This is a genomic window from Microvirga sp. 2MCAF35, from assembly GCF_052115545.1.
Classification (GTDB): domain Bacteria; phylum Pseudomonadota; class Alphaproteobacteria; order Rhizobiales; family Beijerinckiaceae; genus Microvirga.
The window spans coordinates 43,498-64,755 of the sequence record NZ_JBFRGW010000002.1 but is presented as its reverse complement, the minus strand read 5'-3'; the positions used below and the strand labels follow the sequence as shown (position 1 = coordinate 64,755).

Sequence of the window (21,258 nt, the reverse complement as noted above, 5' to 3'; positions counted from 1 at the left end):
GGGTCTGATGAAGAAAGCTTTGTTTATGCTGGCAATTCTCACCACGCTGCCAGCTCACGCGACGGATATTTACCGAGGCGAATGGGGTGGCAATTGTCGCCCCGATCTCCAATGCTGGATCACGATCAAGCCCGCTAAGAACGCGACTTACACGGTCACATACACGGCAGCAGATAGGAAGGACGTTCAGAAGGTCATTTGCACCGTAACTGGCACCGTCTCGAAGCAAGGCAAACTTCTCGCAGGTCGCCTGGGAAAAGACGATGTCGAAATTTTCGGGGATCCCAGCACGCTCTTCGTAATTGGGTCAGGTAATTCGCCATGCGGCCTCCCCTTGGCTGTCAACGGACCTTACGTCCCGATAGGAGATTGACGAACTGGCTCGACGACAGGCCGGAGTTGACGCTGGGCCAGGGCGCCATGCTTGTGCACCGCCATGCCCAAGGGGCGTGGCGCAGGCCGAAGGCCGTGTACAAGCGCCCTGGAACGGTGTCACCGAGGAGCAAGGATCCTTGGACTATTCAGAGCGCCATGAGGCTTGGAATTGGGTGGGCGCAGGGCCCCACGCAATTCCTTAGCCGCAGTGCGCGCGGAGAATCGTCCAAGGAGCGACGAGGGAAACTTCGGCCGGGCTCTGATCTCAGCGAATGATCAAAGACCGCGCTCCTCGCCCTCGTGCGCGAGGCCAGCCAGTCAGCTTGCCCGGGGGCGACTGCTCGCCACTCGAATGGACGGCGGTTGCATTGAGGATCCGCCGTCCAGTTTCTCGCCAGCGATATAGACAATGTCTAGGCCGTGAGCGGACCGCGTTTGCGAGGCGGCTCCAGCTATCCTCAGGAATGGTCAGGAAGTAGGCTTGCAGCGCCATATCCTGCGCAATTTTTAAGCGATTGCCGAGAACCGGGCACCATAGAGTGCCCGGTCTACGGAGCCGCCGCCAATGTTCCGCAGAGCGGGCAGCCAATTCGGTGCACCTGACCCAAGCGCCCAGTTCCTCATCGTAGCGCGACCACTCGGACGCCACGCGTCCAGCGGCCCTATCGATAACGTATCGCCTCAGTAAGATAGCGTCAGGGTCGCGCATGGTAGACTCAAAGGGAGAGAGATGGATCAGTATTTTCGAGATCGTTCTGATAATCCGGCTTTTGGTCGATCTCTTGACGTTCATGCTCGGTCAGTTCGTGACGTCCCAACACGCGGAAACGTTCGAGCTCAGGAATGACGTCAGCGATTTCGGACTGTGCTAGCTCCTGGCGTTGCTCATCATCCAAGTAGGATGTGATAAAGGCCCTCAGCTCAGGCGAAAGATGCCCGAGGGCCGCAGGATCGCCGCGGGCTCCCGCTAAAAGATGCTCAGCCTCACGCGTGCCAGCGCGCACTATCCCGAGGCTTTCAACTTGAGCTTCGGCTTGAGCTTTTTCCCGCTCCCAGGCTGCAATTGCTCGGTCGGATGGAGTGCAATTTTCGAGGTGCACGCCTTGACGCTGAGCCTCCAGCCAGACTCGATCCATATCTTTCGGAGGCCATGTCCCGGTTAGAGCGGCTTCGCCATTCCAGGCCTCTTTTGCCTTGAGAACAAAGGCCTGGATTGCCTCATCACTGATCCGTCCGTGAAGAGTCACGTGATCGCCTGTGTCTTGCAGACGCGTCGATCCCGCTTTCACCCAGCAGCCATCGGGGGCGGCAGTGGCGGCATACCCCCTATCCTGCCACCATCGCACCAGTGACGACGCTTCCTCCTCTGACAGGTGCTGCCGTCGAGCTTCCTTGGTTCTTCCGACGGCAGCGGTAACCTCCAGGCGTTCGGTCGGCAGGTCGAAAGCCTCTCCAAGCGCGGCAGCCAAAGATTCAGCTCGGCCACGTGTGCCCCAAGTCCGAACGACGCCCTCACCCTGAGAGACCTCGCACCAGCCACCATCCCGCAAGAGAATGCGCGTTGTAGGGTTCTGTGGGTCAGGGCGCTTGATCATATAAAGATGCTCACGCCAAGGTTCCACATCGAAGTCTCCTGGCAGAACCTCTGAAAGAATTTGACTCTTGTAATCGAGCTTACGGGCGGGTCTCAGACCCTGTTTATGCTTTGTCACAGCCATACCTACCTCCTTCATGCTCACGATTCGATCATGTGACGCTCGACTGCCGGCGACTAGTGCAGCGGCTTGCCGGGTCATCTCTGCGACATCGATCCTGGAAAGGGTTCGGATTGAATCCCGCTCGCGTAAGCGCTGGCGAGGCGATCGATGGCTTCGCTTTGCAGATGAAGTGCTTCGAGAATTGAGGCCAAAAGAGCTTTGATCTCGTCTAGAGGACTCTCGGTCTCCTCGTCCTCGAGGAGCGTCAAAAGCGGCAGGAGCTGCTGAGTCGTCTCCCGTGCTGTCCGCACTTCTCGATAAATCGCTTCGGCGGGATTCGTCGGCTTCGACCGTGGTGTGTCCATTCTTGATGTCCTCCATTTTCGGCAGCCTAAGGCCAGAGATTCGGGCTCTGACGGCTGCGGCAGTGACGTGATCATCCGCCTGCCGAGCGGCACTCGAAAGGGTACGCGTGAGCCCGTGAGCGGCTCCGGAACGATCAATTAAGACCGGGCCCCGGTCTCCCTGGGCAAGCTGTAAATTTAGGGAATGAAGAGCAGCGACGAAGCTGGCAGCGTCATCGCTGCCACGCCAAGCCGCAAGGGCACGAATGCGGACCTCATCAAGAGGCACCGCCGTTCGCTCAGCCTGAGCGCGCTCCCGTGGCGCTGAATGCGCCACGGGACGCCGTCCCGCAAGCAACCCAGCTCTTTCCATGGCTTCCGCGACATCGCTCCTACCCTCATTCCGGAGCGCCTGTGCGGCTGCACGATTGTGCTTCCCCTTGGTGAAAGGTAGCCCGGACTCGTGCTCGACGATGCGGCTCACCTTTTCTCGTCGCGCGTGGTCATGGCGCAGGTCGACGGTTCTGCCGTCCGGACGCACGAGGCTCCAGACCACGTGCCAATGACGACGGCCCTCCTTCACATGCTCGACGCCACAGCGCGGTGCGTTTTCAAGGCCGAATTCCCTTTCATAGTGATTCAGGAAACGACGCATCACTGCCTCAGGATCTGGCGCGTCCGGTGGTGGGTCAACATGAACGTGATGAACAGGGCGGTCCGTCCGCCCGTGGGCAGCGGAGGCAACCAGTTCTTTGATTTGTTCCGGGAGAGCCTCCGAGGCGAGACCACGCGCCTCCATAGGCACCACTCGTTGACCATCCTTACGGCTCAAAAGGTGGCGAGCAAGGGCGGGCCCGCCCTGCCCACGGGTCGCGCCTGCGATCATGTCGCGGCTCCAGCATCCACGCGGGGACGCAGGGCAGAGATAAGAGCTAGAAGTTCGGCCTGAGCCGAACGAAGGCCTCGCAAAACATCCTCAGCCTCATTGTGAGCTGGGTGGCTGCTTTCCCGAAGTGCTTTCGCGAGTTGAACGGTGGCCCCCGTGCACATGCCGACTGCTCCGACCAACCGGGCGACGGCCGCGACGTCCTCGGGTGGAATGACCACAGGACGGCGACGTGGGGACGGCGGCAGCTGGATATCAACATGGGTGGGAAGCGCGCGGGCAATAGCGCTGCGCACCCATCCTGCCGCGCTGATGCCATCACTTGCGGCCGCTACATTGAGTGCAGTTGCAAGTCCATGTGAAAGGCGAACGTACACAGCCGGCATGTGATCCTCCGTTTGCCCGGCACGGCCGGGTGGGGGTTCACGGGGGAGGATTTCCTCCCCCTGACCAGCTTGGGGATGAGCCTCGAAGAGGCGATATCACTATGGCTGGCTTTCTCCAGCGTGCCTGCCGGCGAATTGCCAGACAAGCCATGGCGATATCAGTCGAGCAGGATCAGGCGAGTAGGCGTGCCGCCGTAGCCTCAGCCACGATCTGCGCCTCTCGCGCATTCCGTGCGGTACCTCGGCGAAGCCTCTGATCGCGAATATTCACGACTTCCCAACGCCACTTTCCCCTTCTGTATTTAACACCAAGCCCCAAAACTCGCCGTCCATCGTCAGCTTCAGCGACGTAGTCGCCAGGCTGGCCTGCCCAAGAAGAAATCTGAAGCCTCGAATGAATGTAGATCGTTGCCCCCACAGGTATCTCCCTTTCGAAGTGAAGCGGGACAATTCGTGCTCAATTTATTTTGACGTGTCCAGGACGCGACCTGCTGAGGAGACCGTGGTCTCCGGGACAAGTATTTTGACTTTCGAAGGGCTGAGTCCTTTTCTCGATTCACACCTAAAGGATTGAATCCTTCCGACGGAGTGACCGCGTCAAAAACGAGTTCTTCTCTCAAATATGTGGATAATTTGTTCGCGGACTATCCTGCATTACCAGCGCCCGAACCACCTCAGAAGGTGTCGGCGGCAAGACACCTGGAACAGCGGCAGCTATGGCTTCAATCGCATATCGGATGCGCTCACGCGTGCCTGCGCTTTCGCTAGAGCGGACTCGGTCCGCCGCTTGCATGATCATGAGAGCACGGACAGCCTTCTTACGGGCCTCGGTCACGTCTGCAGATGGTGGCGCAGCTGCTGGTGGCATAGGATCACGACGGAGGAATTCATCATCGCCCGGTTTGTCCTCCGCCCCAGCCTCCAGCGCCCAGGCCTCGACTTCCTCCCAGCCGTAGCCATCGGGATCCACCTCATGCTCGACCTTGGACAGGAACGTGCCCGCAAGGGCGCGGCGGATGAGCCGATTCCAAGTCGGCGACGGAAGTTGCCCGATGCACTCTTCCTCAAGGAGTTGTTGAAGCCCTCCCTCTTCCTCGTCGTCCGCAACCTCGATGCCTAGCTTACTGGCGAGGCTGGGAGAGATGACGCCGAGGCGGGTCCCGGGCATTGCCGCAGCGTACTCGCGCCACAGCTCTCGACACCGCTCGCGCGAGATGCGTTCCAAACCAGGAATTTCCATGGGCATGCCGTCCTCGCCGCATAGCGTAGCCTTGGCGGCGACGGCGAAGGGATGGACCGAAGTCGACCCAGCCTTGCGACCTTCCTTCACCCAGCCGTGTGCAAGCTCGCTCGCGACCTTTGCACAGTAGGCGGCAGCCTTCTCTGCATCGTAGCACTCCTCAGCATCCTGAGCGGACCACGTACCCGACAAGCCATGTTCCGGAAGCCGATCAAGGAAGCGCATCAGGAGCAGTTCGCAGGCCTCTCGTGCGCGATCCGAATCCCGATGATCGAAGAAGACCAAAGTGTGCCCGTGGACCCCCCAGCCTGTGAAGGGAGACCACGGGGTTTCGAGGACGTTCGTGATGCCGAGGACGCCCGCTCGGGCCGCTGGCTTGGTCCAGCCTGACCCTTGACGCGCTTCGCGCCATGCGGCCTGGAATCCCTTTTTCATGTCGGTGAGGAGCTGCTCGCGAAGGCGACGAACGGTTGGGGTGACGAACCACACTGACCCGCCCTTAGTAATGCACGCCTGGACGGCCCTGGTCAGACGCTCCTGAATCTCGACCGCACGCCGTGGGCTACATGTCGGACAGAGAACTGCACTGTCGCATCGATACACACCTGTAACGTAGGCCCGTCCCTCTTCGGAGAGGTGCACGGTCACATTATCAATCTCATATCCGGAAAGGCCGCAGCCACACACAGCCGGGCCACGCGTGCCGTCATCAGGACGGAGGAGAGAGGCAATACCGTGCCTCAGGTTGTAACGCCCCTTCGTGGTCGCGAGGAGATGCGGCCGAGATTCCTCCTCGTCCTCGGCTTGGACGTTATCCGCCTCCCTCGCGGGGGCGGCTGACAGAGAGAGAAACGGGACACCTCTACTACCAAGGGGCGTTCCGCCCGATGGATTCGAGGCGGCAAAGCGTGCCCGCTCAATGTCAAATTTGACAGGCTTGAAAGCCCGGCCTTCCGCACTCCCACGAGGCGAAAAACCAAGGCCATATGCGGCCTCGTCAACAAATTTGGTCTGGAGGGAAAGTGAGGCTATCGACTGGCTCGGAATATGTCCGAGCCCCGCGCTCACCCAGCTTTATAGCTGGGGGAATTGACAACGATTGAGCCGATAAAGATCATGGATCGTCTCTCAAACAGAAGCCGCCCGGAGGGTCCCCCGACCCGATGATGGGCGGCTTCTTCATGCTTGCTGTCGGCGGAATTCGCGTCAACGGCGACGGCGCAGGTACGGACGCAAATCAAGACCCTCGGGAAGCGGAGCACGCGCAATTGTCTGCACCTCAGCCGAGGTCAGAAGATCGTCTCCGTAAGTTTGCGCAGTATCCTCTGCTGCATGCCCCATTTGCCGACGTACGATGCTTTCCGAAAGACCCGCTCCCCTTTCCATCCAGTCACGTGCGTTGTGACGGAGAGAGTGAAAGACCTTCACCAAAGCCTCATGCACACCAGCTTTTTTCATAGCTCGGGCCATTCGCTTAGACGCAGTATCTGATGGACGGACGATGGAAGATTGATGCAAATGCGGAAAAACCCAATCGGTATCTGCCCGGGACTTCATCCAGTCCACGAAGCCTGCCTTCACTAATGTCTCGTGGAGAGCAACAAGCCGCCCACTGTTGGAATTTTTGAGCGGACGGCGGACCTCACGTCCATCAACAATGAGCGGTTCTGACAGGCCAAGTGCCCATGCGTCACCTATTTGACGCAAATCGCGTCCTTGCAAGAACGATAGTTCTGCGATCCTAGCCCCAGTCAGATAACCAAGGAGCGGCAGGAAACGGTCATCCGCCCGTTTTTCTCGGGCGGCCTGAGCAAACCAAGTATTCAACTCTTCAACGGTCAAGGGTTTACGGCGAACGGAACCCTTTGCCGTCTTAGGGACCGTGAGGCGCATGCCCTGAAATGGCGATGTGAAGCCGTGTTCGACTGCAAGCCATCCAAATAGTGTTCTGATCGGACGCGCATATCCTAGGGTAATCGTTGTCTCGGACATACACGGGAGGGGCTGCCGTCTACTGGTGTTCCACTCTGCCGCTGCACGAGCAGACAACGCTCGGACCCTTTCGTCCTTGCTCCAAGTTGCAGGAACACGTGCCAACGTCGATACAAAAGACTGTAAGTCACTCGCCCGATATCTATCGATTGGCTTGTCGCCAACGTGCTCAATGAAGGCCTGAAAACGGCGGGTCAGACCCTCAACATGTCTTTCTCCTACATCATCTTCGCGTTTTCGTGCGAGATATGACTCTATCGTGGATGAGAGGAGCGGTAAGGTCAGGGGAGGTTCTACGGCGTCGCTGGCAGGCCTCGGGACAGCGGACACAAGCCGTTCCACGACACGATCGTGTGCGGCCCGCTCGGCTTCCCATGCGGCACCATCCTGAGTAAGCGCCTGCTCGACGACTTCAAGCCGTTCCCGGGCACTGCGGAATACGCTCTCCCGAGCCTCATGAACCCTTCGGCGGAGATCGTCATGCAGGCGTAAATCGGGATCGGCCTCCTCCGAGAATCGAGGAAGCGCCTTGAAGCGGGCACTGAATTCCTCCTTACGGAGGACAGCCATTTGACTCGCCAGAGCCTCCAGACTTCTTGAAACAACATCACGTTCCACGCACACCTCCATCAGGACTGTCGCGTGCCCGGCCAAAATGCGGGCACGTCGCCGAGCCTCAACGGTTGACAAACGTCCTAGACATAAACGGAACGGCGAATTGCCGAGGGCGTCAACTCGCCGACGGGGTACGTGGATTTGGAAAACGAAGCCGGAAGGCCGCCGCCAAAGGTGTCCCATGTGTCGAATCCTGTGTCGGACACAGGCTCGCCCAGCGGAAATTTTCTTTATATATCAGCGGCTTAGAAATGGCGGAGACGGAGGGATTCGAACCCTCGATACCCTTTTGGGGTATGCTCATTTAGCAAACGAGTGCCTTCAGCCGCTCGGCCACGTCTCCAGGCGAAAAGGCCGGATCTGGGATCCCGCTTCGCAGGTGGCGCAATAGACGCGAAGAGGGTCTTTTCGTCAAGGTCCAAAATTGCCCACGGGCGAGGCTGCGGCTTGGTGCTTCAGGGCAGAGCGACAAGAGCGACCAGCAGGCTGCCGAGTCCGGCAGTCGCACCGACCAGCAGGAGGGCATCCAGGGCAAGAGACCCTAGGTCATGATGAAAAGGGTGCATGATAGACCTCCTTGGCTGAGGCCTTTTCTACCATTCACTTACGCTACGGCATTGTTCTGGATCAAAGACGAGCTTCAAAGGCCCTTAAATACGGGCCGCGTTCTTACCAGAACAGGTTGGACAGGGCGAGACTGGTCAGCCCGATCCCTGAAAGGAAGATGGGAAACCATTTCGGGCATGAACAATGGGCTTCGTCGAGTTCCACTCTGTTCCTCCGGCGGCCGGTAATCGACGCCATGAAAGCGGCTGCGGGCCGAATAGGGAAGAGTGCCGGGTGATGAAATGTTTACCTTTACGACTAAAAGCCGAGCATCCTGACTGCCACAGGGCAAGCTCCACCCCCTGGCTCAGGAGGCAGAATTCATCTCCGCCTGTCCGTAGAGGTTCCGGATTTCCTCGAAGCTGCGGATGGCGGGGCCGGACGGCCGGACGATTACGGCGCTCAACTGCCGGAACTTGTCGTCGGCCCAATCCTCGACGACCACGCTCACGGCCTCCCGAAGCGGCAATGTCGCGACTTTGCATGCCATGTTCATGCCGATCGACCGCTCGTATGGCCGAGTAAGTGCAAGAAGGTCCACTATTTCGTCGAAATCGTGGGGTGCGGTCACGATGCTCTCCAGGGCGAAGTCTCGAACGAGCTTGGGCATTGGCAGCCAATTGTGGCAACCGAATGCCCAAGCTTGATTCGCGTGTGGACGTTCAATGGAAAAGAGCGGCTCGCCTAAGGCGCGGCCCGTCGCGCCGGATACCTGAAGCGCTTCAGCAGTTCGTCGCTATGGCCGACGAGCAGGGCGGCTTCCGACGGGAGTGCGTCTTCGGCCACGGATTCGAAGCCCGAGAAGAGGCCCAGATATGCCGTGTTCGGGAGGCTCATGAGGAGAATCGACTGGCCGGATGCCGGGTCGCAGGCCGCAGCGAGCATCATCTGCTTCGGGCTCCCGAGCTTGACGAACAGTTCCTCGAACCGATCCTGCGTCGGGTCCCGCTCAGCAGGATCGATGGCCTTCTTCGCCCAGAGCATCGCCGACATCCCGGCCTGAGGAACCCAATCTCATGCTCATCCTAGTCCAATGCGCGCCGACAAGCGAGCGGCGGCGCGAAGGCATTCTTCGAGAGTGAGACAAGGATACGATTGCCTATACGGCGGAAGGCTCCTGGGAGGATCCGTTCAATTCAGGCTCTTCCTTTCGGATCCCATGGCAGAAAGGCACGGCTTGGAGCCGTCGCCCGAGTCCTCCGGAAGAATGAGGACGGATACGGCATGGCCATGAGATGCGAGCGTATCGGCTGCGTCGAAGGCCGACCGCTCAGCATCCTGACGCGTCGCGAAGGCTGACTGCTCCCGGTCCGCGTATGTCACCAGCCACTCGTCTTGGAACTTAAAAACGACAAAGCGGTCCGTATGCATCAGCCCCTCCCATGCTTTGCAACCGAGCCCTGGCAGGCTACCCGATTGCGGTCCGTCAGGAACGAGGCGATGGAGGTAGCGGGGAGGACAAAAGGATAGAGGCACGCCTCGATCCTTCGATCGAAACGAGCCTCGGCCCGGCTCTATGTGCTGTTGTCCTTCGAGGAACGGGCGCGGGCGATGCCATCGCCCGCGCCCGTTCTCGCAAAACCGAGTAGCACCGCTCAGGCGGCAGGAAGCTTCCCGTCGGGCGTATATTTGTCGACGGCCTGCGGCAACTCCCTGGACAGGCGCGCGAGAATCTCCTCGCGGGACAGACCGGTCTGCTGGGTCAGGGATGCCAGGACGTCGGGCCCGATAGCCTGTTCAAGCTGCTGGGGCGCGACCTCCCTGTTCGGGCCGGTGCTCACCCAGGAATCGGCAACATCGCCGTGACCATTCTGGCGGAAGCTGTCGATCAGCTCGCCCAATCCGCCGCTCAGAAGACCACCCGGATTCTGTCCGCTCAAGCCCCCCAGCAATCCGCCCAGGCCTCCGAGGCCATCGGAGCCGGCTTGTGGTTGGCCGGGATTGCCCTGCGTGCCAGTCGGGTTGTTGCCTGTCGAACCGCGCAGCATCTCGGCGATCTTGTCCCGATTTTGAAATCCGGCGACTGCAAGAAGCCCCAGAAGGGCGGTCATGGATGGAAAGCCTCGGCTCATGTGTTCCTCCTCGTCCGATGCACGAGAATCCCGGGCGCCCCGAAAGAGTTCCAATCCATCGGACGGCGTGATCGGCAACGACGGGAAACTGACGGCTCAAAGGGCGGCCAAAGGGCCCGATTGACGAACCGTTACCCGCTGAGGAATGTATGCGCCCGCGCTTGGTAGGGTTCTGGAAGGTGAGGTCGATGGCGACGTTCGATGTGGCGGTGATCGGGTTGGGCGCAATGGGAAGCGCCGCGCTCTTCGAGCTCGCCCGACGGGGACAGCGCGTGATCGGCATCGAACAGTTCGAGCCGGGCCACGACAAGGGCTCCTCGCATGGCGAGAGCCGGATCATCAGGCTTTCCTATTTCGAACACCCGTCCTACGTACCGCTGGCTCGCCGGGCATTGGAGAAATGGCGCGAGCTGGAGGCACTCTCCGGCGAGACAATTCTCACCGTCACGGGCGTTCTGGAGGCGGGTTTCCCCGGCTGTGAGGTCGTCGAAGGCTCCCTGGAGGCGTCACGGCTGCACGACCTCGCCCACGAAGTCCTGAGTGCCGACGAGATCAACCGGCGCTTTCCCGCCTTCAAGGTTCCGTCCCATTGGACCGGATTGTATCAGCCGGACGGAGGCTTCCTGCGGCCGGAACTCGCCATCCGGCAGTTCGTCGGATTGGCGCGGCGGCATGGCGCTGAGGTCAGGACCGGGACGCGTTTCGTCGCCATCGAGCCCTTCGGTTCCGGCGTCCGCGTCAGGACCGAAGCCGGCGAGATCGAGGCCGGATCGGTCATCATCGCCGCAGGCGCGTGGATCGGTGATTTCGCGCCCGAGCTGAAGCCGCATCTCAAGCTGACGCGTCAGGTGCTCGGCTGGTTCGAGCCTCTGCGGCCGGCCGCTTACACGCCTGACTGCTGCCCGGTCTTCATCTTCGAGTCCGAGGACGATGCCTGCTACGGCTTCCCGGATTTCGCCGGTACCGGCGTCAAGACGGCCTCCCATCGCAAGGGGGCGTATCTCCCGTCGGCCGACGACTTGGCTCAGGACGGCGGAGCCGAGGACGAGGCGCATATCCGGCGGATGCTGGCTCTGGCCATGCCGGATGCCAACGGGCCGCTTAAGGCCATGCGGACCTGCATCTATACCCGCACGCCGGATGAGGACTTCGTGATCGACCGCTCATCGGCCGATCCGCGAATCGTGCTGGCTTCGCCCTGTTCGGGTCACGGCTTCAAGTTCGCGAGCGTGATCGGGGAAGTGCTGGCCGACCTCGCCCTTGGAAATGTACCGGTGAACGACATCTCTCGTTTCAAGCTCGATCGCTTTGGCGCACAATCCGCCTGAAACGGCGGAGCAGAATCTGGAGGAGCAGCCATGAAGAAGAACTATGTCTGTCACCTGTCCGTCCTGGCCCTTCTGGCGGGAACCGGATTGGCTCGCGCCGAGGACATCACGATTGCCGTGGCAGGTCCGATGACCGGTGCTGTCGCCACCATCGGCGAGCAGCTGAAGAACGGCGCCGAGCTGGCCGCGCAGGCCATCAACCAGAAGGGCGGCGTGAATGGGAAGAACGTCAAGATCGTCGTGTACGACGACGCCTGCGATCCCAAGCAGGCTGTCGCCATCGCCAACCGCATCGTCGCGGAGGGCATCAAGTTCGTCGACGGCCATGCCTGCTCCGGCTCTTCGATCCCGGCCTCCGAGGTCTATGCCGAAGCGGATGTCCTGATGATGAGCCCGGCTTCAAGCAATCCGGCCATGACCGACAAGGCGGCCGAGCAGGGCTGGTCGACCATCATGCGCCTGTATGGACGTGACGACGCGCAGGGCAAGTTCATCGGGCCGTGGATCAAGCAGAATTACGGCACCAAGAAGATCGGGATCTTGCACGACAAGAGCGCTTACGGCAAAGGCCTCGCGGATGTGGTGAAGGCCTCCCTCAACAGCGCCGGCGTCAAGGAAGTGCTCTATGAGGGGATCAACCCCGGTGAAAAGGACTATAAGGCGGTGGTCAATCGCCTCAAGAGCCAGGGTGTCGAGTTCCTCTATTTCGGCGGCTACCACACGGAAGCCGGGCTCATCATGCGCCAGGCCGCCGATCAGGGCTACAAGTTCCAGCTGATGATGGGCGACAGCATCGCGACGCCGGAATTCGGAGCCGTTGCCGGCCCCGCAGCCGACGGGACCCTGTTCACCTTCCCGCCGGACGGCCGCGACAGCGATGCCGCCAAGGGGGCCATGGAGCAGTTCCAGAAGATCGGTTTCGTGCCGGAAGGATTTACCCTGTTCTCCTATGCGACAGTTCAGGCCATTGCCGGCGGGATCGCCAAGGCCGGCAGCGCGGACCCGAAAGCGGTCGCCAAGACCCTGCGCAGCACGAATGTCGACACCGTCCTCGGCCCGGTGACCTTCGACGAAAAGGGCGACATCAAGAATCCGAAATACAACATCAATGTCTGGAAGGGCGGGACGTACAGCAAGCTCACTCAGTGAGGGACGGCTCGCTCGAACAGTACGAAGGCGGCTCCCGACGGAGCCGCCCTTTCGTTTCGGCAATGAAGCTCAATCCTGAGCGGCCGCCTTGTCGGGTTCCTCCATCGGGACAAGGTGCTCGATGGACACCCAGTCGGTGCAGGCCCTGAGGATAGGGGCAAGATACGCACGATTGCCTTCGATTTCGACGACCCGGCAGGAATAGGCCCTCCGGTCTCCCGGGGGGCGATAGACGACGGTCACGCCGGGCCTGATCTCGTCATGACCCGAGGCATGCGACTCGTTGCTGGCTGAAAGCAAGCTGATCTGTCTGTTGTCCTGTTCAAGGGTGGCTTGCTGGCCGGCCCTGTAGCGCTCCAGTGCCTGGATCGCTACCCGGGCCCTGTCGCGGTAACGGTCGCAGACGACCCGCATCAGGGTTCCCTTTTCGCGGCCTGGATACCAAGTCACGCCACCGATCTTGGCCAGCTCCTCTGCAACGATTTCGATTTCTTCCTCAGTCATTGGCTACAATCCCTCATGAGCAGTGGATCTGTGCTCAGGTCTTGTGAAAGCACCCAGGTGACCTGCCTCGTTGAGTGCTGATGCCCCAAAGAATTGTTATTGGTTGCGACGCTTGGCGTTCGGATCGCGCCGTATAAGGAGACGTTCGACTACGCTCTTAATTCCATCATCCGCTTCTGCAGGATGGCGAGTTGCTGGATGTAGGGCTGCCGGCGCTCATAATGGCGTGCCTTGAGCCTTTCGAGCGCGCGAATCTTGAGATTTGCGTCCGGAGAAGTGTTACTGAGTTTCTGGCGTTCCTGTTCGTAATCGAAATCGATGTCGGCCAAGGTCGCGAGAAGGGACTGGAGTAGCGGCTGAACAGTGGGTGGATATATTCTAGGAAGCGATGCCCCGTTATACCTTTCTTCATTTTGAAACTTCGTATCGTTCATGTCGTCCCTCATATTAACTTGCGTTAATAGAGCCTCAGAATACTGAGGTAGGGTTACCCCGTCTGTTGGAAACCCGACAGAACTGCAAGAAATCTTTCTTTCGATCAATTCGCCGTGCTTCTATTCTTGGCGGTAGCCGGGTGTTCATTCCTATAACGCGCGCTCCCTTTGGAGAAGCCGTTCGAAGGTTTGGCGGATCGTGTGATAACATTCGCACGTCGTCTTCTCGAGGCCGCTATGGTCGGTGATTCTGATCGTTCCGCGACCTTGGCTGATCAGCCCCATCCGCTGGAGCGTGCTCGTCACGCTGCTGACCGTCGAGCGCTGAACCCCTAGCATTTCGGCGAGGATTTCATGCGTGAGAGGGATGTCGTCCTTGTCGGTCCTGTCGCGGGTGCTCAAAATCGCACGGCAACAGCGGGCTTCCACACTGTGAACCGCATTGCAGGCGACCGATTGAAGCGTTCGAGCCAGCAGAGCTTCCGTGTAGCGGAATAGCAAGCGGCGCATGTTCTCGCGCTTGTTGATCGCATCGCTCAAGCGAGCCAAGGAAAGACGCGATGCCGTACCGGAAATCTGAGTGACGTAGCGTCCAAAGGATTGGTGGGAGACGAGAGCGCTAACGAAGCCGAAGACGGATTCCCTGCCGAAAATCGCCATCTCGACCGACCCTCCATCCTGCAGAACTGCAACCAGGGAGACAACGGCATCATGGGAGAAGTAGGCATGCCGGATCGGCTCCCCGGTCTGATAGACGACCTTGCCGCGCGGGAGATCGACGATTTCAAGATGAGGCTCCAGCCACAAATAATCGTCTGGCTCCAATGCGGCGAGGAGCTGGTTTCTCCGATGGATCGCGGCCTTCGTACCATTCTTCATGGAAGGTCTCACCGCATTTCGGATCCCCGGATCAGGTAAAATGGAGATCTGTCATGATATTCATATCACAATTTAAAATTGTGCAATATAGAGGCGACCCTTATGAACAGGCGTTTCGCATTCGCTGGTTGGTCCTCCTTGCAGGATAGCGTTTGAGCGGAAGTTCTAAGTGGTGTCGGTGGAACGACGGGCGCTTCGCTTTGTGCCGTTCTCCGATAGGACATGCCTCCAAAGAGTGTGTAGAAGACTCTCGATCTGTTTTGGAGCCTGCCTCTGCGCTCATGTCATGGGGCTATGCGCGTGAACGCGGGGAAAACCGGTTTACCGGTCTCACGGAAGACTCCAGCATGGGCGACAGGGCGATTCCTTGGGAGACTTTCGCATTGAATACGCAATCATCCTCGCATCAGGCACAGGTAGACTTGGCCGACTGGTCTGCTCCGGAGCTTCTCGAAGCATATGCCCGCAAGGTATTGTCTCCAGTCGATGTGACGAAGGCCGTGATTGCGCGCATTGATGCTTACGAGCCGCGGCTCCAGGCGCTCTATGCTTTCGAACCGGAAGCGGCGCTTCGCGATGCTCGCGCCTCGGAGCAGCGCTGGATGAGCGGACAGGCACGGGCGCTCGACGGGGTTCCGGCCACGATCAAGGAGAACATCGCCACGAAGGGAACGCCGGTGCCGCTCGGCACGGCGGCGCGTCCGCTCGTTCCGGCAGCCGAAGACGCGCCGGCGGCGGCGCGCCTGCGCGAGGATGGTGTGGTCATCCTCGCCAAGACCACCATGCCGGATTACGGAATGCTCTCTTCAGGCCTTTCGAGCTTCCATCCGCTCGCGCGCAACCCGTGGGACACCTCGAAGAATCCCGGCGGCAGTTCGGCGGGTGCGGGGGCTGCTGCCGCGGCCGGCTATGGGCCGTTTCATATCGGCACCGATATCGGGGGCTCGATCCGCCTGCCGGCGTCCTGGTGCGGCGTGTTCGGCCTCAAGCCCAGCTTCGGCCGCATTCCCATCGATCCGACCTATTACGGACGCGTGGCGGGGCCGATGACCCGCACCGTGCGCGACGCGGCCCTCATGATGAGAAGCCTCACACGTCCCGACATCCGTGACCCGATGAGCCTGCCGTATCAGGATCTTCCGTGGCTCGATCTCGACATCGACGTGAAGGGGTTGACCATTGGCGTGATGATGCAGGCGGGCATCGGCATGCCTCTCGACCCGGAGGTTCGCGCCGCCGTCGAGAATGCCGCGAAGGTTTTCCAGGAGGCCGGTGCGATCATCGAGGACATGCCGCCGTTCATTACCCGTGAGATGCTCGACGGCCTCGACGATTTCTGGCGCCAGCGGGCTTGGATGGACATGGCTCCCTTGAGCGACGAGGAGCGTGGGAAGATCCTGCCTTACATCCTGCAATGGGCGGAAGGCGGCAAGGACCTGACCGGCGCAGAAGTCTATAGCGGCATGAACCAGATGATGGTGATGCGTCATGCGGCCATCGCCGCCACGCACCGCTTCGACTTCGTCATCTCGCCGGTGGCACCCTGTGTGGCCTACCCGGCGGAACTCGCCTCGCCAATCCACAATCCGGAGGAGCCGTTCGAGCATATCGGCTACACGGTGGCCTTCAACATGTCGGACCAGCCGGCCTCGTCGGTGAACGCCGGCTTCACGAAGGCGGGCCTACCCATCGGCCTCCAGATCATCGGCCGTCGTTTCGACGACGTGGGCGTGCTGCGGCTCTCTCAGGCGTGGGAGACGATGTGCGCGGACAAGCGGCCCTGGCCGAAGCCTTAGCGGAGCACGGCTCTCGCCCACCCGTCAAGGCCGGCCTTGTGCCGGCCATCCCGCTTCTGTGAAGCGCTGCGCTCTTCCAATCGAGATCACCGGCACAAGGCCGGTGATGACGTGGTGGGGTAGGGCCAACGAAGCGACACTAAGGGCGGGGCAGGCGGGTTTCCTCCTCTGAATGCTGCTGGTAAACAGCCGCCATGACGTACAAAGTTGCCGCTCTCTACCAGTTCGTCCCGCTGCAGGATTTCCGCGAGCTGAGGGAACCCCTGCACACGCTCTGCCTGGATCTCGGGATCCGGGGCACGCTGCTCCTTGCCCATGAGGGCGTCAACGGGACGGTCGTGGGAACCGATGCTGCCATCGACAGCCTCATGGCCGAGCTCCGCGGCGGCCCGCTCTTCGAGGGCCGTCTCGACAATCTCGAGCTTAAGTTCTCGACCTCGGCCGAGATGCCGTTCAAGCGGATGAAGGTCCGGCTCAAGAAGGAGATCGTGACGCTCGGCGATCCGCAGACCGATCCGCTGCGCCGGGTCGGGACCTATGTGTCGCCCACCGAGTGGAACAGGCTCCTTGATGAGCCCGGAATCGTGCTGGTCGACACCCGCAACGATTTCGAGGTCGAGATGGGCACCTTCGAGGGAGCGGTCGATCCTCGGATCAAGCGCTTCAGCGAGTTCAGGGATTTCGTGAAGAACGAGCTCGACCCGAAGCAGCACAGGAAGGTCGCCATGTTCTGCACCGGCGGGATTCGGTGCGAAAAGGCCAGTTCCTACATGCTGGCCCAGGGCTTCGAGGAGGTGTTCCACCTCAAGGGCGGTATCCTGAAATACTTGGAGGACGTTCCTGAAGCGGAGAGCCGCTGGAACGGTGGGTGCTTCGTGTTCGACGAGCGCGTCGCGCTCGGCCATGGGCTCGTGGAGCAGCCGGGTGGGGCAGGGCAATCCGATGAGTGATCTCGAGACCCGCATCGAGGCGCTCGAGGTGCGCGCCGCCTATCAGGACCAGGTGATCGAGGACCTGAACCAGACGGTCATCGCCCAGTGGAAGCTGATCGACAGCTTGAGACGGCAGCTCAACGAGCTGCTCGACCGTGTCCAGGAGGTCGAAGACAACACAGGCGGGCCATCCGCGCCCGAACCTCCCCCGCCGCACTACTAAAGCATCGGACGTGAATGCGGACGCACGTCCCATGCTTTAAGTTTTTGGCTTCTCGTATCTGTGCACGCAAACCCGGTTCCCACTTTGCGTCCTATGCTCCAGCCTCATCCAACGAGCGAACGGCGCCGTGTCAGCGGCGCCGTGTTTTGGGATTCTCTTATTCGTAACAAGGAACGAGCCTGAAGCCGCTCCCGCGTCCTTACCGATGCCGGACCAGGCTTGAGTCTTCCGGCTCTGCCACGCTGGTTCTGATCGAGCCGGTCGTGTCCTCGGGCGCCGTCTTGCGCAATAGGTTCACGAAGGCCGTCAGGCTGTTCACCTTCTCCGGTTCGGGAGCGAGGAAGGTGAGGGCGCTGCTGTCGAACGGCTCTTCCTCGATTGTACCGTCGATCATGATCGTCGTCTTGATCCCGCTCTGGATGTCGAAGGAGACGGACCTCACCTTCGTGCGGCTCTGCGGGTCAACCGGCTCGGCGATCACCAGAGATGCAAGCGAGCCCGAGGCGGAAGCCATGATCCGTTTGGCCGGCGCCCGGACGACGGTCACAGGCTGTTGAGAGGGCTTGGTGACGGACGGCTGCGAGGCCTGCTTGTCCTGGGGCTTCTTGTCGGTAGTACCCGAGCGGTCGCCAGCGGACTGGGAAACTGCCATGTATTCCGTCGGGCCGGACAGGATTTTCTCAAGCCGCTTATGCGCCTCGGTGGCTTCCTTTTGCGTTGTCGAGCCGAAAGCCGCCACGAGCGGGTTCTTGGCCCGTTCTGCCTCGGCTTTTGCCTTCGCGGCCTCCGCCGCCCTGGCCGCCGCGATCCGCTTCTTGGCCTCGGCCGTTTGAGCGCGGTTGTTCGTGCTGTAGGAATAGTGCTTCCCGTTGATCTCGTAGCGGATCAGCCGGGCCTCCGCACCACCGGACATCGTCCCGAGCGTGACGATGGACGCACCAAGCAAAATAAGCGTTTTGTTCATCGGCCTATAAGAGCGCGTTGGCTCTTCCCCTTGCTTGGGTAAACTCAATTAAAGATTGCGGCTGAACTGTGGCATGTGGAAAGGATCTTCTTATCTCCTTGGAGGTATGCTTCAGTGATACTGATACTTTTTTAAGTAAATCCTGCAAAGTCGTCAGAATCTACTAGAATGAAACATCTGTCGAAATGACGATTAATTTCATCTACTTTATATCATTGAAGAACGGGCGGAGGGGCAGGTGGACTTGGCCTCAAAGCGGTACATTCCTTAGTTGTCCCTCCCGTGCCATGCTGCCCATGCAAGCTTGGCAGAGAACCCCTGCATTGAATTCATGCCTAAAAGAATATCGCAACATAGTATCGGCAAAGAATCGTCCGTCGAGTGAAGCAACATGTCTAAGATATCAACAGGTTGAGGTTGGGTTGAGGCTTGGAATGAACGCAAGGAGAGAGCCTTTTGCCGAAAAGCAGGTATGCGAACTTCTTCTTTCGTCTAACTTTACTCAGGGTCGGCCATCCCTTGTTACCGACTCTTCCTCAAAGCGCGACAGCCCTCGAACTGGAGTAGGCTCCGATGAAACGCCGTCATTTTCTCGCAACCGCCGGTGCAGGTCTCGCTGCCGGCGCGGTTGCCAAGCCCGCCATCGCTCAGTCGAACCCGGAAATCCGCTGGCGTCTGACGTCGGGCTTCCCGAAGTCGCTCGACACCATCTACGGTGGAGCCGACTTCCTGGCGAAGTACGTGTCGGAAGCGACCGAAGGCAAGTTCCAGATCCAGCCGTTCTCCGCGGGTGAGATCGTCGGCACCTTCCAGGCGGCGGATGCAGTCTCGGCCGGCACGGTCGAAATGGCCCATACGGCCGCCTACTACTATGTCGGCAAGGATCCGACCTTCGCGGCCGCCGCCGCGGTGCCGTTCACACTCAACGCCCGCCAGCTCAATGCCTGGCAGTATCACGGCGGCGGCATCGGCCTCGTCAACGACTTCATGGCGAAGCACAATCTCTATGCTCTGCCGGGCGGCAACACGGGCACGCAGATGGGCGGCTGGTTCCGCAAGGAGATCAAGACCGTTCAGGACCTCCAGGGCCTCAAGATGCGCATCGCCGGCATCGCCGGTCAGGTGATGGCAAAGCTCGGCGTCATCCCGCAGCAGGTGGCGGGCGGCGACATCTATCCGTCGCTGGAACGCGGCACCATCGACGCTGCCGAGTGGATCGGCCCCTACGACGACGAGAAGCTCGGCTTCCAGAAAGTCGCGCCGTACTACTACTATCCGGGCTTCTGGGAGGGCGGCCTGACGCTCCATTTCATGTTCAACAAGGGCAAGTGGGAATCCCTGCCGAAGAACTATCAGGCGATCCTGCAGGCCGGCTGCATGGCCGCCAACATGGACATGCTGGCCAAGTACGATGCCAAGAACCCGGCCGCCCTGCGCAGCCTCGTCGGCGCCGGCGCCCAGCTGCGTCCGTTCTCGCAGGAAATCCTCGACGCTGCCTACAAGGCGACGAACGAGGTCTATGCGGAAATCTCCGCGCAGAATGCGGACTTCAAGAAGCTAATCGACTCGCTCCGCGCCTTCCGCAACGAGGAATATCTCTGGTTCCAAGTCGCCGAATACGCCTTCGACACCTACATGATCCGCGCCCGCACCCGCGGTTAAGTCTAAATCGACGATCATAGTGAAAAACCCGGCGTCTCAAGCGCCGGGTTTTTCTTTGCAGGGCTGGTGTGCCCCAAACGGGAGGCTGAAGGGTTGCATCCGGCCCTTAGAATGATGATCTCATGGCAACCCTTGTCCGGCCTTGAACCGTACCAGAAAGATGATTCATGCCTCCCTTTTCCGTTCTCGATCTCGCGCCCGTTCCCGAAGGCTTCACGCCCTCCGATGCCTTGCGCAACACGCTCGATCTGGCGCAGCACGCTGAAGCCTGGGGCTACAATCGCTACTGGGTCGCCGAGCATCACAACATGGTCGGCATCGCGAGCGCCGCGACGAGCGTCGTGATCGGCCATGTAGCCGGCGGTACGAAGACCATGCGGATCGGCGCTGGCGGCATCATGCTGCCGAACCACTCGCCCCTGGTGATCGCCGAGCAGTTCGGCACTCTCGATGCGCTGTTCCCGGGACGCATCGATCTCGGCGTCGGCCGCGCTCCGGGCACGGACCAGCGCACGCTGCGCGCGCTTCGCCGCGATCCCACGTCGGCCGACACCTTCCCACAGGACGTGCTCGAGTTGCAGGCGCTTCTCGGGCCCGTCCAACCCGATCAGGCGATCCAGGCCGTGCCGGGAGCGGGCTCGAACGTGCCGATCTGGATTCTCGGTTCCAGCCTGTTCGGTGCGCAGCTCGCCGCCATGCTCGGCCTGCCTTACGCCTTCGCGTCCCATTTCGCGCCCGGCGCCCTGATGCAGGCACTGCAGGTCTATCGTGAGCGCTTCCAGCCCTCGGCCCAGCTCGACCGGCCCTACGCTATGGTGGGCGTCAACGTGATCGCCGCCGATACGGACGAGGAGGCGCGCCATCTCTTCACCTCGGCGCAGCAATCCTTCACCAACCTGTTCCGCGGCGCCCGCGGCAAGCTCCAGCCACCCATCGACGACATCGAGAGCTATTGGTCACCGCATGAGAAGGCGCAGGCCATGAACATGCTGTCCTGCTCCTTCGTCGGCTCAGCCAAGACGGTGCGCGAGGGTCTGGAAGGCTTCATCGCCCAGACGGGGGCGGACGAGGTCATGGTCGCGGCTGCGATCTACGACAACTCCAAGCGTCTCCGCTCGTACGAGATCTTGAGCGAGGTGCGCGAGGCGATGAAGCGGGCTGCGTGAACCATCCG

Annotated in this window: 19 protein-coding genes, 1 tRNA gene and 1 pseudogene; 7 read left to right on the top strand and 14 right to left on the bottom strand. The window is 60.5% G+C overall.

Features of this window, described 5'->3' with window-relative positions; all coding sequences use genetic code 11:
- Positions 1-1,091: 1,091 nt before the first annotated feature.
- From AB4097_RS01385 to AB4097_RS01340, 10 genes and pseudogenes are all read right to left on the bottom strand, one after another.
- The gene (locus tag AB4097_RS01385; RefSeq protein WP_442036763.1) at positions 1,092-2,093 is read right to left on the bottom strand and encodes a hypothetical protein; all 1,002 of its coding nucleotides are present in this window, start codon (positions 2,091-2,093) and stop codon (positions 1,092-1,094) included.
- 74 nt (positions 2,094-2,167) lie between these two features.
- Positions 2,168-2,437 carry a hypothetical protein gene (locus AB4097_RS01380; RefSeq protein ID WP_442036761.1) on the bottom strand — a complete coding sequence of 90 codons (270 nt, stop codon included), beginning with the start codon at positions 2,435-2,437 and terminating at the stop codon, positions 2,168-2,170.
- Positions 2,438-2,879: 442 nt separating this feature from the next.
- Positions 2,880-3,215: pseudogene (locus AB4097_RS01375) on the bottom strand (relaxase/mobilization nuclease domain-containing protein); the annotation flags it as partial.
- Between the two features lie 1,089 nt (positions 3,216-4,304).
- Positions 4,305-5,417, bottom strand: coding sequence for a hypothetical protein (locus tag AB4097_RS01370; RefSeq protein WP_442036497.1), 1,113 nt, complete (start codon positions 5,415-5,417; stop codon positions 4,305-4,307).
- 717 nt (positions 5,418-6,134) lie between these two features.
- On the bottom strand, positions 6,135-7,538 hold the full coding sequence (locus AB4097_RS01365) for a tyrosine-type recombinase/integrase (protein WP_442036495.1): 1,404 nt from the start codon (positions 7,536-7,538) through the stop codon (positions 6,135-6,137).
- A gap of 249 nt (positions 7,539-7,787) precedes the next feature.
- Positions 7,788-7,878 (bottom strand) — tRNA-Ser (locus AB4097_RS01360).
- Positions 7,879-8,448: 570 nt separating this feature from the next.
- A complete protein-coding gene (locus tag AB4097_RS01355) occupies positions 8,449-8,712 on the bottom strand; it encodes a hypothetical protein (protein WP_442036493.1) in 264 nt (87 codons plus the stop codon).
- Between the two features lie 113 nt (positions 8,713-8,825).
- Complete coding sequence (locus AB4097_RS01350) at positions 8,826-9,125, bottom strand: hypothetical protein (RefSeq protein ID WP_442036491.1); 300 nt, start codon at positions 9,123-9,125, stop codon at positions 8,826-8,828.
- A 147-nt stretch (positions 9,126-9,272) separates the two neighbouring features.
- Complete coding sequence (locus tag AB4097_RS01345) at positions 9,273-9,512, bottom strand: hypothetical protein (RefSeq protein WP_442036489.1); 240 nt, start codon at positions 9,510-9,512, stop codon at positions 9,273-9,275.
- Positions 9,513-9,736: 224 nt separating this feature from the next.
- A complete protein-coding gene (locus AB4097_RS01340) occupies positions 9,737-10,213 on the bottom strand; it encodes a YidB family protein (RefSeq protein ID WP_442036487.1) in 477 nt (158 codons plus the stop codon).
- 188 nt (positions 10,214-10,401) lie between these two features.
- Here AB4097_RS01340 and solA point away from each other — a divergent pair, with 188 nt between their 5' ends.
- Both solA and AB4097_RS01330 read left to right on the top strand, forming a co-directional pair.
- Positions 10,402-11,541 carry an N-methyl-L-tryptophan oxidase gene (gene solA, locus AB4097_RS01335; protein ID WP_442036485.1) on the top strand — a complete coding sequence of 380 codons (1,140 nt, stop codon included), beginning with the start codon at positions 10,402-10,404 and terminating at the stop codon, positions 11,539-11,541.
- Positions 11,542-11,571: 30 nt separating this feature from the next.
- Positions 11,572-12,690 carry a branched-chain amino acid ABC transporter substrate-binding protein gene (locus AB4097_RS01330; protein WP_442036483.1) on the top strand — a complete coding sequence of 373 codons (1,119 nt, stop codon included), beginning with the start codon at positions 11,572-11,574 and terminating at the stop codon, positions 12,688-12,690.
- 69 nt (positions 12,691-12,759) lie between these two features.
- On the opposite strand, the gene AB4097_RS01325 is transcribed toward AB4097_RS01330, so the two are convergent.
- The 3 genes from AB4097_RS01325 to AB4097_RS01315 form a co-directional block, all read right to left on the bottom strand.
- Positions 12,760-13,194, bottom strand: a complete 435-nt coding sequence (locus AB4097_RS01325) for a hypothetical protein (protein ID WP_442036481.1) — start codon at positions 13,192-13,194, stop codon at positions 12,760-12,762.
- 149 nt (positions 13,195-13,343) lie between these two features.
- Positions 13,344-13,628 carry a hypothetical protein gene (locus AB4097_RS01320; RefSeq protein ID WP_442036479.1) on the bottom strand — a complete coding sequence of 95 codons (285 nt, stop codon included), beginning with the start codon at positions 13,626-13,628 and terminating at the stop codon, positions 13,344-13,346.
- A gap of 150 nt (positions 13,629-13,778) precedes the next feature.
- On the bottom strand, positions 13,779-14,507 hold the full coding sequence (locus AB4097_RS01315; protein WP_442036477.1) for a Crp/Fnr family transcriptional regulator: 729 nt from the start codon (positions 14,505-14,507) through the stop codon (positions 13,779-13,781).
- A 281-nt stretch (positions 14,508-14,788) separates the two neighbouring features.
- Here AB4097_RS01315 and AB4097_RS01310 point away from each other — a divergent pair, with 281 nt between their 5' ends.
- The 3 genes from AB4097_RS01310 (at position 14,789) to AB4097_RS01300 (ending at position 17,458) form a co-directional block, all read left to right on the top strand.
- Entirely contained in the window at positions 14,789-16,303 is a 1,515-nt protein-coding gene (locus tag AB4097_RS01310) for an amidase (protein ID WP_442036475.1), read from the top strand.
- A 194-nt stretch (positions 16,304-16,497) separates the two neighbouring features.
- Entirely contained in the window at positions 16,498-17,253 is a 756-nt protein-coding gene (gene trhO, locus AB4097_RS01305) for an oxygen-dependent tRNA uridine(34) hydroxylase TrhO (protein WP_442036473.1), read from the top strand.
- Entirely contained in the window at positions 17,246-17,458 is a 213-nt protein-coding gene (locus AB4097_RS01300) for a SlyX family protein (protein WP_442036471.1), read from the top strand. Before trhO ends, AB4097_RS01300 begins: the two co-directional genes overlap by 8 nt.
- 199 nt (positions 17,459-17,657) lie before the next feature.
- On the opposite strand, the gene AB4097_RS01295 is transcribed toward AB4097_RS01300, so the two are convergent.
- A complete protein-coding gene (locus AB4097_RS01295) occupies positions 17,658-18,422 on the bottom strand; it encodes a hypothetical protein (protein WP_442036469.1) in 765 nt (254 codons plus the stop codon).
- A gap of 573 nt (positions 18,423-18,995) precedes the next feature.
- Here AB4097_RS01295 and AB4097_RS01290 point away from each other — a divergent pair.
- Complete coding sequence (locus AB4097_RS01290) at positions 18,996-20,084, top strand: TRAP transporter substrate-binding protein (protein WP_442036467.1); 1,089 nt, start codon at positions 18,996-18,998, stop codon at positions 20,082-20,084.
- A 167-nt stretch (positions 20,085-20,251) separates the two neighbouring features.
- Positions 20,252-21,250, top strand: coding sequence for an LLM class flavin-dependent oxidoreductase (locus tag AB4097_RS01285; RefSeq protein ID WP_442036465.1), 999 nt, complete (start codon positions 20,252-20,254; stop codon positions 21,248-21,250).
- Positions 21,251-21,258: the final 8 nt, after the last annotated feature.